Annotated in this window: 13 protein-coding genes; 6 read left to right on the top strand and 7 right to left on the bottom strand. The window is 62.2% G+C overall.

Annotated features, from left to right (window positions below):
• Positions 1 to 371: 371 nt before the first annotated feature.
• Together FYJ74_RS02945 and FYJ74_RS02940 are read right to left on the bottom strand one after the other, a co-directional pair.
• A complete protein-coding gene (locus FYJ74_RS02945; protein ID WP_154528114.1) occupies positions 372 to 1,058 on the bottom strand; it encodes a response regulator in 687 nt (228 codons plus the stop codon).
• Positions 1,042 to 3,030, bottom strand: coding sequence for an ATP-binding protein (locus FYJ74_RS02940; protein WP_195838777.1), 1,989 nt, complete (start codon positions 3,028 to 3,030; stop codon positions 1,042 to 1,044). The genes FYJ74_RS02945 and FYJ74_RS02940 overlap by 17 nt, the downstream gene beginning before the upstream one ends.
• Before the next feature lie 660 nt (positions 3,031 to 3,690).
• On the opposite strand from FYJ74_RS02940, the gene FYJ74_RS02935 reads away from it, so the two are divergent.
• On the top strand, positions 3,691 to 4,047 hold the full coding sequence (locus FYJ74_RS02935) for an arsenate reductase family protein (RefSeq protein WP_154528112.1): 357 nt from the start codon (positions 3,691 to 3,693) through the stop codon (positions 4,045 to 4,047).
• A 3-nt stretch (positions 4,048 to 4,050) separates the two neighbouring features.
• Entirely contained in the window at positions 4,051 to 4,389 is a 339-nt protein-coding gene (locus FYJ74_RS02930) for a hypothetical protein (RefSeq protein WP_154528111.1), read from the top strand.
• Here FYJ74_RS02930 and FYJ74_RS02925 read toward each other — a convergent pair.
• From FYJ74_RS02925 to FYJ74_RS02915, 3 genes are all read right to left on the bottom strand, one after another.
• Positions 4,373 to 6,043: a bifunctional metallophosphatase/5'-nucleotidase gene (locus FYJ74_RS02925; RefSeq protein WP_154528110.1), complete on the bottom strand. Its 1,671-nt coding sequence runs from the start codon at positions 6,041 to 6,043 to the stop codon at positions 4,373 to 4,375. The two genes, FYJ74_RS02930 and FYJ74_RS02925, sit on opposite strands and share 17 nt — an antisense overlap.
• A gap of 100 nt (positions 6,044 to 6,143) precedes the next feature.
• The gene (locus FYJ74_RS02920) at positions 6,144 to 7,928 is read right to left on the bottom strand and encodes an MBL fold metallo-hydrolase RNA specificity domain-containing protein (RefSeq protein ID WP_154528109.1); all 1,785 of its coding nucleotides are present in this window, start codon (positions 7,926 to 7,928) and stop codon (positions 6,144 to 6,146) included.
• On the bottom strand, positions 7,919 to 8,461 hold the full coding sequence (locus FYJ74_RS02915; protein ID WP_154528108.1) for a deoxycytidylate deaminase: 543 nt from the start codon (positions 8,459 to 8,461) through the stop codon (positions 7,919 to 7,921). The genes FYJ74_RS02920 and FYJ74_RS02915 overlap by 10 nt, the downstream gene beginning before the upstream one ends.
• A gap of 204 nt (positions 8,462 to 8,665) precedes the next feature.
• Here FYJ74_RS02915 and FYJ74_RS02910 point away from each other — a divergent pair, with 204 nt between their 5' ends.
• The 3 genes from FYJ74_RS02910 to FYJ74_RS02900 are packed head-to-tail and all read left to right on the top strand — an operon-like array spanning position 8,666 to position 11,020.
• Positions 8,666 to 9,898 carry an MFS transporter gene (locus FYJ74_RS02910; protein ID WP_154528107.1) on the top strand — a complete coding sequence of 411 codons (1,233 nt, stop codon included), beginning with the start codon at positions 8,666 to 8,668 and terminating at the stop codon, positions 9,896 to 9,898.
• 4 nt (positions 9,899 to 9,902) lie between these two features.
• Positions 9,903 to 10,256: a GIY-YIG nuclease family protein gene (locus FYJ74_RS02905; RefSeq protein ID WP_154528106.1), complete on the top strand. Its 354-nt coding sequence runs from the start codon at positions 9,903 to 9,905 to the stop codon at positions 10,254 to 10,256.
• Between the two features lie 5 nt (positions 10,257 to 10,261).
• Positions 10,262 to 11,020: an SIR2 family NAD-dependent protein deacylase gene (locus tag FYJ74_RS02900; protein WP_154528105.1), complete on the top strand. Its 759-nt coding sequence runs from the start codon at positions 10,262 to 10,264 to the stop codon at positions 11,018 to 11,020.
• 97 nt (positions 11,021 to 11,117) lie between these two features.
• On the opposite strand, the gene FYJ74_RS02895 is transcribed toward FYJ74_RS02900, so the two are convergent.
• Both FYJ74_RS02895 and FYJ74_RS02890 read right to left on the bottom strand, forming a co-directional pair.
• The gene (locus FYJ74_RS02895; protein ID WP_195838776.1) at positions 11,118 to 12,005 is read right to left on the bottom strand and encodes a DUF2156 domain-containing protein; all 888 of its coding nucleotides are present in this window, start codon (positions 12,003 to 12,005) and stop codon (positions 11,118 to 11,120) included.
• Positions 12,006 to 12,125: 120 nt separating this feature from the next.
• Entirely contained in the window at positions 12,126 to 12,830 is a 705-nt protein-coding gene (locus FYJ74_RS02890) for a DUF554 domain-containing protein (protein ID WP_154528103.1), read from the bottom strand.
• A 191-nt stretch (positions 12,831 to 13,021) separates the two neighbouring features.
• Here FYJ74_RS02890 and gyrA point away from each other — a divergent pair, with 191 nt between their 5' ends.
• Entirely contained in the window at positions 13,022 to 15,643 is a 2,622-nt protein-coding gene (gyrA, locus tag FYJ74_RS02885; RefSeq protein ID WP_154528102.1) for a DNA gyrase subunit A, read from the top strand.
• Positions 15,644 to 15,645: the final 2 nt, after the last annotated feature.

Raw genomic sequence — 15,645 nt, 5'->3', positions numbered from 1 at the left:
CCGCTTCTCAATTAAAATGCCGAACACAAGGCCGCTGCGAGGGAGATTCGCAAAGCGAACTGCGCAGACTGCGCAGCGGTCGAGATAGTCCTGAGCGACTGAACTCCCTCGCAGCGGCCGGCAAACTATGTCAATGCTTTTTATCAAGAAACAGTATAAGAACGCAAACGTACACTCAAAGAGCGGGGGGCGGGGCGCCGGATTTTATCCGGCGCCCCGCCCCCCGCTCTTTCGATCGAAAACGCGCAATTTCTTTTTTCTATATCACGCCGTTCCGGCATTCGTCGGGCTTCGGGGCAAAGTGTTCCACGTGGAACATGCGAAACCGGCGCGGCGACGATCCTTTTCGCCCCGATGAAGCGCCTTGGTCCTTATTTCCTCAGCGCGTAACGGTTCGTGGGGCGGCCGACTTTCTGATATTCCAGTTCCAGCGTCGCCTCGCCGGCGGCGACGAGATACTCGAGATAGCGCCTCGCCGTGATGCGCGAGATCTTGAGGGCCTGCGCCGTTTCGACCGAAGACAGCGGCGAGGCGGCGTGCCCGAGAAGGTTCTTCACCTGCTGCAGCGTCTGCGGGTTCAGACCCTTGGGCAGATCGTTGGCGGCCGTCTCCTTCTGCTGAACTTGCAGCAAGCGGTCCAGCTCCTTCTGGTCGATCTGATCGGCGCCGCGGTTGAGACGGTTTTCCAGCTGCTGAAACGAACGCAGCGACGTTTGGATGCGCTCGAAGACGAAAGGCTTGATCACGTAATCGAAAGCCCCCGCCTTGAGCACGGCGTTGATCGTGTTGGTATCGCGCGACGCCGACACGACGATGACGCCGACGGTGCGGTTCATCTCGCGGATCTTCTGCAGTGTGGCCACGCCGTCCATGCCCGGCAGAAAAACGTCCAGGATCACGAGGCGGACGGGATGCTGCTGCAGAAACTCCAGCGCGTCCTTGCCGCTGGACACCACGCCCGCGACGATAAACCCCGGGACGGCGCCGATAAACTGGCGATGGATCGCCGCCACCATCGGATCGTCTTCGACAATGAGCACATCAATAGCTTCCGGCATAAGCGAGCCCCTCCTGTTTCTTCGGAAGCGGGATCGTCACGGTGAAATCCGTGTACTCCCCCTCCGCAAAATCCACTGAAATGTCGCCGCCAAGCGACGTTACGATATTGCTGATCGTGTAAAGTCCAAAGCCCGAGGGACGGCCTTTTTTCTTGGTGCTGAACCCTTTGTCGAAAAGCCGTTCCGCGATGCGGGCGTTCATCAGCCCGGCGTTGTCGCGCACGCTCAGGAAGATGTAGCCCGATTCGTCGTACATGGAAAAACGGATCTCGGCGCGCTCGTCGACGCCCTTTTCCTGAAGCGCCTCCACCGCGTTCTGCATCAGATTGCCGACGACGATCACCAGCGAGCGCTCGCTGATCTCGGCGCTGTGGTCGGCGCAGGAGCTGTCGGCTTCGAGAACAAAATTGATGCCTTGCTCGCGGCACAGTCCGGCTTTGCCCATCAGCACGCCGCAGACGGCGGCGTTCTTGATCCGCTCCGTCATGAACGAATGCGCCGACTGGCTCGAATCGGTCTCCGCGGCGATGTAGGCCACCGCTTTGTCATACTGCCCCAGCTGGATCAGCCCGGAAATGGCCTGGAGCGTGTTCATGAACTCGTGATTGTGGATGCGCAGCGACTCCACGTACATCTTCACGCCCGTCATTTCCTCCGCCATCGCCTGCAGCTCGGAAAGATCGCGCAGCGTGACGATGGCGCCGTAGCAGCGGCCGTTGATGAACACCGGCACCTTATTGCACGACACCAGCGCCTCGCGCAGGTTCTGCTCGAGATTGTACACGGGCTGGCAGTCGTCGATCACCCTGCGGATGTCGAGCCCGGGGATCATTTCGTCGGCGATCTTGCCGACGTCGCTGTCTTTCAGGTCCAGCAGCAGTTTGGCGATGCGGTTCAGCATGGTGATCCGCCCCGAAGGATCGACGGCGAGGATCCCGTCGCAGACGAAATCGAGGATCCGGTCGCGCTCGCTGGCGGCGATGCGGATCTTCCGCTTCAGTTCGTGATTCCAGAAGAGGATCGCGCCGATGAACAGCAGCACGACGCAGCCCGCCTGCACGAGGATCTGCGGACTGAGCAGGAATTCGTCGTATTGCCCCAGCCATTTGTTCATCACGGCGTTGTAGCGCCCGTCGAGCTTCATCTCCGCCAGCGCGTGACCGATCTTCAGCGCCATCGCCGCGTCGCCGTGCAGCACCACCAGACCGCGCTCGTAGGATTGCAACGGCAGTTTGCGCGCGTCGACGGCATAGCGGTAGCGCCGCGTCTGCTCCAGCTGATAGCGCCCCTGAAACGTCTCGCAGACAAAGGCGTCGCACATGCCCGACGCCAGGATGCGCAGCCCGTCGGCCGCGGACGGGCAGTGCATGATCTCTTTTTTGAAGCCCAGGTTCGTCAAAAATTTTTCTTCCGGCGCGCCGGCAACGACGCAGATCCTTTTTCCGCGCAGCTCGTTCAGCCCGTCGGTCCGTCCGCTCGGCAGAAACACGGTCGACGACTCCCACAGAAACGGCAGGGCGAAACACAGCGAATCCCGCTCGTTTTCGGGGAAATTCTCGAGGATCCGCGCCACGTTCTCGGCCATGCCGGGATCGATCGGATCGAGATTGCGCACGGGAAGATAACCGAATCGCTCCTGCTCGGGATCGACCGGATAGAGCGAACCGAGCACGATCTCCGGCTGGATCTGGTACATGGAATTTCTCACGTCGCCCGCACCGCGCGGCGAAAGGAGAAAGCGCATCTTCTCCTTCTGAGCGATCAGCTCGAGCAGATCAACGTACACGCCGCGCATTGTGCCGCGAGAGTCGATCTGAAGATACGGAGGCTGCGTCTCCATACAGAGCACGCGTATTGTCCGCCCTTCGCCCGTGCCGATCACCATGTCGGGCACCGCTTCACCCCCGGCAGCGGGTTTTCCGCTCCACAGGACCGGCATCAGACAAAAGAGCGACAGGGTCGTTCGCAACACCGCACGGAAAATTCTCGTCATCTCAGCACCGTCACTCGTTCGGATGATCGATATTGTCATCTTGCGAATCCGCGCAAAAAGACAAAGATCTTGTTTGTCAATAATAACACATGCCGAATGAAAATAAAAAGAGGAGACTCATGTAAAATGAAGTTAAACATCAGAGAGCGTAAAGAAAGCGACGCCGTTCGACAGAAGCAGTGAATTCGGATTTCTCCATGAAGTCACAACGACGCCCGCAGCGTTGACGGCGTTCCTCGCAGCTCTTCTGGGCAGCTTCAGTTTTGTACCTCCCTTGTACAACGTGACAGAGCCTCGTTTGATCTCATTGCGCGCCGCGTCGGGGAAGCAGTTGAGCTCTCACCCTCTGAACGACCTTCCGTCTTTGAGACGCCGCGGATTGGAACCCGGTCAGCGTAAGTCAGATGTTTTCCCTTTCGGCGTCCTTCTGTGGTAGAATGTGCCTGTCTCACAGCGACATCCTCCGCGGTGATGTCGGCCGGCGCTTATCCAGGGGGCTTGTTTTGCTTCTTGCTCTCTTTGATGTTCGACTTCATTTTACAATGAGCCGTCATAATATTTCCGTGCGGCATAGATTCAGGACAAAGCCGGCCGCATTGCCGAGCTGCCGGCGCAATCATGGAACGGAGCGTGAAAAGCATGAATCTTTTTCTGTGTTACGACAGATGCAGCACATGCAAAAAGGCCGAACAGTGGCTGAAAAACAACGGCGTCCCCTACGAAAAGCGCTTCATCGCGGACGATCGCCCCACGGCCGCCGAACTGCGCGCGTGGCACGAAAAAAGCGGTCTGCCCGTGCGGCGCTTTTTCAACACAAGCGGAATGCTCTATCGTTCGCTGAACGTCAAGGAGCGCCTGCCCGGCATGTCCGACCAGGAAGCGTATGAGCTTCTGGCCACAGACGGAATGCTCGTCAAGCGTCCTCTGCTGGTTACGCCTGAAGCGGTGCTGCCCGGATTCAAAGAAGCCGACTGGAGCAAGGCCCTGAAAAGGTAATTCATGACCGCACGCGAAAGAACCGTTTCCCCCGTGATATGCAGGGGAAACGGTTCTTTCTTTATTGCCGGTGTCGTGGATCTATTGTTCTCGGATAAAGACGAGACCTTCAAAGACGGCAACGGGATGGTCGCGTTCGAGACGGGCGAACTCCTGTCACTGATCGTTCCCAAAGGCAGCCAGGCGCGCCCGTTCTTTGCTCAGCACGATCTTGCGCGGCAGGCGAACGGCCCCGTGGCGGCCGGCACGCTGCGACCGTTCGCGCTCTTTTATTTCGTTCCTACCGGTCCGTTTCAGCGAGCAGTGCCCCGGCACACCGCGTCGGTTATTCGGCGATCGTGATCCGGCCGCTGCCGAGCGGATTGCCGTACTTCTCCATCTTCACTGTGCCGCGCAGATTTTCCGTGAAGTATTTGATCAGGCACTCGGCGTCGCTAGGCAAGCCGTCGGCCTTCAGAACTTTGGCGCCCGCAAGCGCGCCGTTGCCGTCGCCGCCTTCGAGCAGCACGTATTTCGAGCTGGCTACGGCGTAAGCGGCCTCGGGGCGCAGCAGTTCGCCGTCCACGCGCGCGTTGCGCACGCGGCGCGGCATCGTCTCGTCGACGCCCGCGAAGACGCCCTTGCCGTCAATTTTGACGGGGCTCTTCAAGGACGGATCGACCTCGAAACTTATACCGGAAACCTGCAAGAATCCGCCGTTTTCCTCATCGGGCAGGTGGCGGCAGCTGAACTCGAGCAGGTCGAGCAGCGTCTGTCCCGGCAGCTCGACGACGCAGGTGGGATTGTTCCAGGGGTTGACGTTCATCAGGTCAAGACGGGTCACGTCGGGGCCGCCGACGGAAGCGCGCACACCGCCGCCGTTGACGACGGCGATTTGGGCGCCAAGCACGGCGCGGTAGGCGTCGGCCACGAAATCTCCCATGTTGCACTCGCCCATACGCACGCGGCGCCTGCCGGTGCGAGGGTCGTCGATCGCCAGCGGCACTTCGGCGACGCCGAGCTTTTCGTTCAGATAAGCGACCTTTTCGTGGCATCGGTCGATCAGGGGCTGCACGTCGGCGTACGCTTTCTGCGAAGCCTCGCTCTTTTTCTCGTCGACGTCGCCGGGGTGGATCAGCTCGGTGCGGATGGAGCCGTCTTTGGCCAGCGTCATGGCGCCGAAGAACATGAACTTGCTGCCGGTCTGGCTGTAATGCACGTCCTTGCCGTCGGCATTCTTGTAGATTTCGCCGGCGAAAGCCTCGTGGGAATGGCCGTCGATTACGGCGTCGATGCCGCGGGTCCGGGCGATCACGTCGATGGAGCGCCAGCCTTCGTTGATGCCGTTGATGCCGAGGTGCGCCAGCAGGACGACGATCTCGGCGCCCTCTTGGCGCGCGCGATCCACGGCCGCCTGAACTTTGGCGACGAAGTCCTTTTCGCCGAAGCCGTAGATCTGCCGGCCTTTTTCGTCTTCAAAGTATTTGGGCGTCGACGAGGTGTAGGTCGAGGGCGTGCAGACGCCGACAAAAGCAACCTGACGACCGCCCAGCGTCAGGATCTTGTAGGGCGGCAGCACCGGCTTGTGCGTGCGCAGGTCCTCGAAGTTGGCGCTCAGCACGGGGAACGTGGCCGACTTCTGCACGAGCGCGAGAAAGTTCGCCGTTCCGTAGTCGAACTCATGATTGCCCGGCACCGCCAGATCGTAGGGGACGGCGTTCATCAGCGCAACGATGTCGGCCCCCTTGGTCAGAGAGCCGGTCATCTCGCCCTGGATGAAATCGCCGGCGTCGACGACGGCCGTCTCGTAACCGGCCTCGATCATCTGCCGGCGATAGGCCGCCAGCTTCGAGTAGCCGTCGATGCCGCAGTGAACGTCGTTCGTGTAGAGCACGACGGCGTCCTGCGACTCCGCCTTGACCTTGACGTTCTGGGTGCGTCCGACCACGAGCAACAGCACGAAGGCGGCCGTCAGCGCCGCCAAACCGCCGAACAAATACTTCCGCGACTTTTCCATCGTATCCGTTCCTTTCTCACACCAGAGATTTTTCAGGCGAAGACTCGCCGCGCCCTGTTTGAAATTTCGTTCAGATTATAGCAGACGACAATGCAATTTTCTAATTCTTCGCCGCGTTCCTGCCCGACTGGGCGATGACCGAGTCGAGCAGCACGGCGACGGCGTCGAGCAGGGGCTGCGATTCGGCCGCAAGTTCGCCGCTGCCGGCCTTTTCGTAGATCTCGCGCATCTGGTCGCCGATGTCTTCGAGGGCTTTCACGGCGCGGCGGTTGGCGCGGCGCGCCTTTTTCTCGGCTGTTTTCTTCTGCTCTTTCGTCAGCGGCTTTTCCACGGCGGAGCTCGAAGCCGCCGCTTCGCTTTTTGCGGCAGGCACGCCTTTTTCTCCGGTAACGGCCGCGCCGCCGGGGTCGGCGGGCGTCTCGGTCTCGGCGATCTTCTCGGGAAGCGGCGCGGCTTTGGCGTCGGCGATCGCTTCGCTGAGCTTCTGCCCGGCTTCGCGAGGCACGAGCGCCACTTCCTGTTCGAGTTCGGGCACCAGGGCCTCGAAGCCGCGCGTTTTCAGCGCCTCGGCCAGGCTCTCGGCAGCTTCGGCTTCGCCGTGGGTGACGAAGAACTTCGGCATGGTGGGACGGAAGCGCTCGGCCCAGCCGAGCAGGTCGGTGCGGTCGGCGTGGGCCGAGAAGCCGCCGATGGTGTGGATCTGCGCGTTGACGTTGACGGCTTCGCCGGCGATGCGCACGGTCTTGGCGCGGTCGACGATGCGGCGCCCCAGCGTGCCGTGCGCCTGATACCCGACGAAGACGACGTGGTTGTCGGGGTTCCAGATGCCGTTTTTGAGGTGGTGGACGATGCGCCCGCCGTTGCACATGCCGCTGCCGGCCATGACCACGCCGAAGTCGCGGTTATTGACGGCCTGCGATTCCTCGCGCGTGGAAACGTACTGGATGTCCTCGCTGGAGAAGGGATTGCCGCCGTCGCGGCGGTAGGTCTGGATCTCCTGCGACAGCAGGTCGAGATGGCTCTCGTAAAGTTTGCTCACTTTGACGCCCATCGGCGAGTCGAAGAACACCGGCATTCCGGCGCCCACCCCCTGGCCGCGCAGCAGTTCCAACTCGTACATGATGCGCTGGGCTCGGTCGACGACGAAGGTGGGGATGAACACCTTGCCTTTCTTTTTGGCGAAGATGTCCTTCATCAGCGTCTGGAATTCGTCGCGAGTCTGCTGATTGTCTTTGTGCTCGCGATTGCCGTAAGTGGACTCGATGACGACGTAATCCGCGTCGGTGATCTCCGCGGGCGCGCGTCCCATGACGGTCTGCATGGGGCCGAGGTCGCCGGAGAAGACGATGCGCACGATGCGCCCTTCTTCCTCGATGAGGATTTCCAAAATGGCGCTGCCGAGGATGTGCCCGGCGTCGCGGAAGCGGGCCGACACGCCGGGGAGGATCTCGAGGCGCGAGTCGTAATTGACGGGCGTGAACAGTTTTTTGGCGGCGTCGGCCTCTTCCTGGCCGTAGATGGGCTCCGCCGGCGGCAGGCCGCGGCGGGCGTTTTTGGCGCTCTGCCATTCGGCGTCCTCGCGCATGAGGCGCACCGAGTCGTCCCAGAGGATCTCGGTCAGTTCGATGGTCGGCAGCGTCGCGTAAATTTTGCCGCGAAAGCCTTCCTTGACCAGCTTGGGAATGCGGCCGGAGTGGTCGATGTGCGCGTGCGTCAGCAGCACCGCGTCGATCGAGCCGGCGGCGTAGGGGAACGGATCGACGTTGGCCTCTTCCCGTTCGCCCTGATGCATGCCGCAGTCCACGAGGAAACGATGTCCGCCGGCTTCGAGCAGATAGTTGGAGCCGGTCACTTCTTTGGCGGCGCCGCAGAATTTCAGCAGCATGAGCAGCCCTCCTTTGCAGCGTTTCGGTCGCCGAGGCTGAGACGCGCCCGGTCGAGGCAGTCCGCGATGCAGCCGAGGCGTTCGGGCGGAAAGTGTTCGGCGGCGAGTCCCGCTTCGCGGCGCAGATTCTCCGCCAGTTCGTCGGGATAGGAATAAAGATAGACGACGCGGCGGATGCCGGCGTTGATGACCGCCTTGGTGCAGAAGGAACAGGGCGAATGGGTGCAGTACAGCGAAGCGCCGGCCGTGGAAACGCCGACCGACGCCGCCTGGGCGATGGCGTTCAGCTCGGCGTGCGAGCCGCGGCAGATCTCGTGCCGTTCTCCCGAGGGGATGCCCAGTTTGGTGCGCAGGCACCCCGTCTCGAAACAGTGCGGCGTGCCTTTGGGCGCGCCGTTGTAGCCCGTGCTGATGATCTGCCCGTCCCTGACGATCACGGCGCCGACCTGACGGCGCAGGCAGGTGCTTCTCGTCGCGGCGACCAGCGCGAGGGTCATGAAGTAACTTTCCCAGTCGGGACGCTGATAAGACATTTCCGATGATCGCTCCTTTACGAAAACCGCGGGAAATTTTCGCGAAAAACTTTTCCGCGCCGGCTTTTTATCGTTTGAACTGCGCGGCGCTATGGTTTATTATAAAGCAGTTCCACGGGAATTGACAGCGCGAAGAAATTTCCGCGCCGGAACGCAAATTTCCGGAGCCGTCCCTTCGCCGCAAATTTTTGAGGTGAAAATCGTATGTTCGCAAACCGTTCCGTCTTCGCCTGGTGCCTTTACGACACCGGACACTGCGCCTTCGCCACCGTCGTCATGGCCGTGGTGCTGCCCGTCTATTATCAGAACGTCGTCGCCGCGGGCGGCAAGTGGGCGCTGTCGTCATGGGGCTACGCTTCTTCGATCGCGCTGCTCCTTTCGGCCCTGCTCACGCCCGTCGTGGGCACGTATGTCGACGGCCGGCCGCTGAAGAAAAAATTCCTGCTGGCTTTCGCCGCGCTCGGCATCGCCGCCTCGGCCGCGCTGTGCCTCTCGGGGCGGGGGACGTGGCTGTACACGCTCTCCTGCATGGTGCTGGGCACGGTCGGCCTCTCGGTGGCGTCGGTGTGTTACGACGCGCTGCTCACGTTCGTCGCGCCGCCGGGCGCGATGGACCGCGTTTCCACGCTCGGCTACGGCGTCGGCTATCTCGGCGGCGGCGTGCTGCTGGCCCTCGACATGCTCCTGATCGCCCGCTTCGGCGAGCCGGGCGTGAAGATGTCGTTCCTCTCGGTCGCGCTCTGGTGGTCCGCCGCCGCGGCCGTGCTCGCGGCCTGGGTGCCCGAGCCGCCGGCCGCCGGCAACGCGCCCTCGGGGTTGGGACAAACGCTGCGCGCGCTGGCGCACAGCTGGACGGAGCTGAAGCAGTACCCCGAGGCGCTGCGCTTCATGGTGTCGTTCTGGCTCTACAACGACGGCATCGGCACCATCGTCCGCATGGCCGCCGTGTTCGGCGCCGGCCTGGGTATCTCGCAGAATCATCTCGTCGGCGCCATGCTGGCGACGCAGTTCGTCGGCGTGCCCTTCGCGCTCGTTTTCGCCCGTCTGGCGGAAAAATCCGGCAGCAAGCGCGCCGTCATGATCGCGCTCTCCTGGTACGCGATCGTCGCCGTCGGTGCCATGTTCATCACGCAGAACTGGCATTTCTGGCTGATGGCCGTCGCCGTCGGCATGGTGCAGGGCGGATCGCAGGCCATCAGCCGCTCGATCTACGCCTCGATGCTGCCCGCCGGACGCAGCGGTCATTTCTTCGGCCTCTACAACGTCTCCAGCAAATTCGCCGGCATCGTCGGCCCGGCGCTGTGCGGCTTCGTCGCCCAAGCGACGGGTTCGCTGCGTCTGGCCGTGGGCGTGATCGCGCTGAACTTCATCGCCGGCATGGCGATCCTCGCGGGCGTGGACGTGGACAAGGGACGCGCCCGCGTCGCCGCGCAGTGAGAAAATGCCGGATTATTACAATTACATCCTCCGCTGCGCCGACGGCACGCTGTACAGCGGCTCCACCGTCGATCCCCATAAGCGCCTGGCCGCTCACAACGCCGGCCGGGGCGGCGCGTACACGCGCCCGCGCCGCCCCGTGCGCATGATCGCCCTCTGGCAATGGCCGGACAAAAGCGCGGCCATGAGCGCCGAATGTCGCGTCAAGCGCCTGACGCGGGAAGAAAAGCTGGCGCTGATCGCCGGAAAGATTTCGCTGCCGGAGGGAAAAAGGCTTCCCTCAGCGCGGCTGCCGAAGGCGGAAAGGGCGCGGAAAAACCGCGCTTCCGCCGCGGCCGAAAACATTTCGAAAGGGTGATCGTCATGACGTTGCAGGAACAGGCGCGCCGCTGCGCCGAAATGATCCTCGACTCCCGCGACACGGCCGTTGTCAGCGGCGCGGGGCTGTCGACCGCGGCGGGGATCCCCGACTTCCGCGGGCCGCAGGGAATTTACCGGCGGGCCGACGTGGAAGCCGACAAACTCTTCGACATCAATTACTTCGAACGCGATCCGTCGTATTACTATCGTTTTCACCGCGAATGCGAGCGCATGCTGGCCCGCATCGAGCCGACTTTTACGCACAAATTCCTCGCCCGTCTCGAAGCCGAGGGCCGATTGAGCGGCATCGTCACGCAGAATTTCGACGGCCTGCACGAGGCCGCCGGGTCGAAAACGATCTACCAGATCCACGGCACGATCCGCCGCGCCCACTGCACCACATGCGGCGGATATTACGGCTACGACGCCGTCAACACAATGCTCGAGACGGCCGACGTGCCGATCTGCCATTGCGGCGGCGTGATCAAGCCCGACATCGTCTTCTTCGGCGAGAGCGTCAAATACCTGACGGAATGCGAGCGGCTCTGCTCGCGCGCCGAGCTGCTCTTCGTGCTCGGCTCGTCGCTCAACGTCGTGCCGGCGGCGTTCCTGCCCCGGCTCTGCCGCGGCAAAATCGTGGTCGTCAACCGCGGCGAAGTGTCCGCCGACTATCTGCCGCCGTCGCGCATCACCCTGCGCGTCGACGCCGACCTCGACGCCTTCTTCCGCGCCGTCGAGACAGAGCTCAAAAACGTGCGATAAATCTTCCGCCCCAACTCCTGTGTTTTCTCACCAATCACCAAAAAACCGTCCCGAAAGTCTCAGCTTGCGTGAGATCTTCGGGACGGTTTTTTATCGCTCAGGCGTTGGCGTTCCAGTGGACGTTGCATTTCTCCACGTAGCCGCAGGGCAGATAGGCCAGCTTGGCGTGGCGCAGGCCGGGATCGCCCATGTCTTCCTCGCGGTTGGCGATCTTGTAGCTGCGGGCGTCGTGGAACAGGAAATCCTTGTTGATGACCTGATAGACTTCGTGGTAGTCGGGCAGGCCTTTTTCGTAATGGATCATGATCAGCTCGGGCGTGACCGGTTCGGCCAGCGTGTAGGCGATCAGCCGGCCGTCCAGCTCGACGGCGCCGCCGATCAGCCCCATCTCCGGCCAATGATCGAGCACGCGCAGGATGCCTTCGCCCTCGGCGGTCAGCATCTTGGTCATGAACTCGTTCTCGTCGTGAGTCCAGGATCTTTGCAGATTTTTGATTTCCTCGGTCATCTCCGGCGTCAGCGTCTTGTACTGGGCGTTGAACTCGCGGCGGAACTTGTTGACGCGGTTGCGGCGCTTCATGTGCTTGTTGCCGGCCAGCGTCGCCAGTTCTTCGACGTTGTAGAGGTACTCGTAGCTGTCGCGGTCGTCCACGGCCGCGATCTTCGCGCCCAGCTGTTCCTGCCATATCCTGACGAGCGATCTGGGCACGTCGATGAAATCGGCCTCGTCGCCCACGTGCGCCCGCAGCTGTTCGGCCCAGTCGGCGCGGCGCCAGTCGCCCACGGGAGCCAGCCATTTCAGATCGGGCTTGGTCTGGCGCAGCCAGATCAGTTCGGGCTCCCAACTCGCCTCGTAGCCGAAGAAATCCTGCCACGCCCAGAGGATCACAAAACTCATGTCCGACGAATATTCGTCGCATCGCAACCAAAATTCCCTGTACTTGCCGTATTGAGACACGTCCAAAGGTCTATAAACTTCGTTCACTGAAAAACGCCTCCGAATTTTCATTCAATATATAACCCGTCAAATTACACGCTCATTGTAACACAGCCGTCAAACAGACTGCGGAAATGGACTTTTTCCTTGCCCGGAAAAAGGTTGCCGCTACCTCAGAAAGATCCGCGCCAGCGCCACGGCGACGACGAGGGCCGGCAGAGCGTTCATCAGCTTCATCTTGACCAGGCCGAGGATCGACAGGCCGACGCCGATGAGCATGACGCCGCCGGCCGCCGTCATCTCGCGTGCCGCCGCTTCGGTCATGAGCGGCTGGATGAAGCGCGCGGCCAACGTCAGCGTGCCCTGATAGACGAACACGGGCACGGCCGAAAAAGCGACGCTGAGCCCCAGCGACGCCGCCAGCGCCACCGACATCAAGCCGTCCATCATCGACTTGGTCAGCAGCAGCGCCGGATAGCCGCCCAGTCCTTCTTCGAAAGAGCCGAGCACGGCCATCGATCCGACGCAAAAAATCAGCGTGGCCGCCATGACGCCCTGCGAAAAATTCGAATCCAAACTCTTGAAACGCTTTTGTATTCTGCCGGCAGCGAGTTCAATGCGGCCGTCGATGTCCAACAGGCCGCCGACGATCGAACCGGCACAGAGGCTGAAGACCACGATCAGCAGGTTCTGCGTCTTCAGCGCCATGCCCATGCCGATGGAAACGGTAAACACGCCAAGGCACTGCATCGGCAGTCTCATGATCTCCTCATTGACATGACGGCGCAGCGCGTAGCCCGCCAAACTGCCGGCCACGACCGCCAGCACGTTTACGACCGATCCGTACAGGGGAATTGTCTGCCACAGGTTCAAAAGAAAACCTCCCTCAAAAACACGTACGTGCATTATATCACCGCGGGCGAAGAAAATGGTTCCGTCAAAATATAACCATCTAAAATCATTGGGCAGAACCCCGCCAAAGATGATAAAATGGTTGGGTTAAAAGCATGAGAGCGATTTGAAATAAAGAAGCGTACCCGGCTTCTGTCAATGGAGGTTCAGGCATGGAAGAACAGGAGATGGGACGGGTCATACCGAATCCGCTCGTCCCGGAAATAAAAAGGAGCTATCTCGACTACGCGATGAGCGTCATCGTCGGCCGCGCGCTGCCCGACGCCCGCGACGGGCTCAAGCCCGTGCAGCGCCGCGTGCTGTACGGCATGCTGGGGCTGGGCATCCGCCACAATCAGGCGTACAAAAAGTCGGCGCGCGTCGTCGGCGAAGTCATGGGCAAGTACCACCCGCACGGCGACGCCTCGATCTACGACACGATGGTACGCCTGGCGCAGCCGTGGAACCTCCGCTATCCGCTTGTGGACGGGCAGGGAAACTTCGGCTCCGTCGACGGCGACGGCGCGGCTGCCATGCGTTACACCGAGGCCCGTTTCGCCGAACTCGGCGAGCTGATGCTGCAGGACATCGACGAAGACACCGTCGACTGGGGACCGAACTTCGACGAATCGCTGAAGGAACCCTTGACGCTGCCCAGTCTGGTACCCAATCTGCTCGTCAACGGCAGCACCGGCATCGCCGTCGGCATGGCCACCAACATGCCGCCCCACAACCTTGGTGAAGTGGTCGACGCGCTCTGCTGTCTGATCGATCGCCCGGAGGCGGAACTGGGCGAGCTGATGAATTATCTGCCCGGCCCCGACTTCCCCACCGGCGGCATCATCATGGGGCGCGAAGGTATCGTGGACGCCTACCGCACCGGCCGCGGCAAGATCACCGTCCGCGGACGCTGCGTCGTCGAAGAAGGGAAACGCCGGACCAGCGTCGTCATCACGGAAATCCCCTACATGGTCAACAAGACCACGCTGATCGAGGGCATCGCCAAGTGCGTGCAGGAACATTCCATCGACGGCGTCGCGGATCTGCGCGACGAGTCGGACCGCCAGGGACTGCGCATCGTCCTCGATCTGAACCGCGACGGCGATCCCGAACTCGTGCAGCGTCAGCTATACAATCGCACGCTGATGCAGAGTACCTTCGGCGTCATCAATCTGACGCTCGTCGATCAGCGCCCCGTCGAGCTCGGACTGAAAAGCATGCTCGAAGTGTTCCTCGACTACCGCCGCGGCGTCGTGCGCCGCCGCACCGCCTTCCGCCTCGCCAAAGCCCAGGAGCGCGAACACATTATCGAGGGCCTGTGCCGCGCGCTGGACATGATCGATGAAGTGATCCGCATCATCCGCGGCGCCCAGACCACTGAAGAAGCCAGCCGCGGCCTGATTGAACAGCTCCAGTTCTCGGAAAAGCAGGCCCAGGCCATCCTCGACATGCGTCTGCAGCGCCTTACCGGACTGGAGCGCGACAAGCTGATGGCGGAGATGGCGCAGCTGCTGGCAGACATCGCCCGTTACAAGGAAATCCTCGCCGACGCCAAAGTGCTCGACGGCGTCATCCGCGACGAGCTCACGGAGCTGCGCCACAAGTTCGGCGACAAGCGCCGCACCGAGATCCAGCTCCACGTCGAGAGCACGTCCGACTCCTACGAGGACCTGATGCCCGAGGAGAACATCGTCATCACGCTGAGCAAAGACGGCTATCTGCGCCGCTCGCTGCTCAAGGACTACAACGTGCAGAACCGCGGCGGCAAGGGGCGCCGCGGCGCCAACCTGCACGAGGAGGACCAGGTCGCCGGCATGGTGGTCACCACCACGCACAACGACGTGCTGCTGTTCACCAGCCGCGGCCGCGTCTTCGCCATCAAGGGGCACATGGTCCCCGAGACGAAATCCGGCAAAGGACGCAAGGTCGAACAGTTCATCTCGCTGAGCGAAGGCGAAACGGTCGTGGAGATCCTCGGACGGTTCCCCGAGAATTGCAGCACCGTCGTGCTGATCACGCGCCGCGGCATCGCCAAGCGCATGGACAAGAGCGAGCTGCAGAACCTCACGCGCGCCGGGCGTCAGATCATGACGCTCGACGACGGCGACGACATCGCGCGCATCCGCTGCACCAACGGCCTCGACGACCTGTTCCTCGTCAGCAGCATGGGGCGCGGCCTGCGCATCAGCGAGGACGAGATCCGCACCATGGGCCGTTCCGCCCGCGGCGTCAAAGCCATGAAACTCGGCAAAGACGACGAGATCATCTCCTGCGAAGTGATTGCCGGCAACAGCCGCATCCTGTTGGTCAGCCAGCACGGCATCGGCAAGATCACGTCCTACGACGAGTTCTCGGTGCACCATCGCGCCACCGGCGGCCAGCGCGCCATGCGCATCGGCGACCGCACCGGCCGGCTGGCCGTGGCCAACACGGTCTTTCCCGGCGACGAAGTGGCGCTGATGACGGCCGGCGGCAACATCATCCGCCTCGCCGTCGACTCGATCCCGCAGCTGGGACGCGACGCCGCAGGTTCCATCCTGATCCGCCCCGAAAACGGCGACGAAGTCGCCAACGTCTCGCTGATCCACAAGGAAGACCTCGTCCAAAGCGGAGGGTTCCGCGCCGCAGACCCCGCGCCGGCCCCTCAGCGCCCCGTCGAGCCGACGCTGCCTTTCGGCGACGATGACGACGACAACGGCGGTCTGGAATTCGAAGACGTTCCCGGCGCCGTCCTCGACGCGCCGGACGCCGGCGCTCCCGCCGGTCCCGGCCGCGAGCCCGAAAAGGAGGACTAAGG

It is taken from the genome of Pyramidobacter porci, assembly GCF_009695745.1.
GTDB classification, from domain to species: Bacteria; Synergistota; Synergistia; order Synergistales; family Dethiosulfovibrionaceae; genus Pyramidobacter; species Pyramidobacter porci.
Note: the sequence above shows the minus strand (reverse complement) of the source record. Positions and strands in the feature narration are given on the sequence as shown.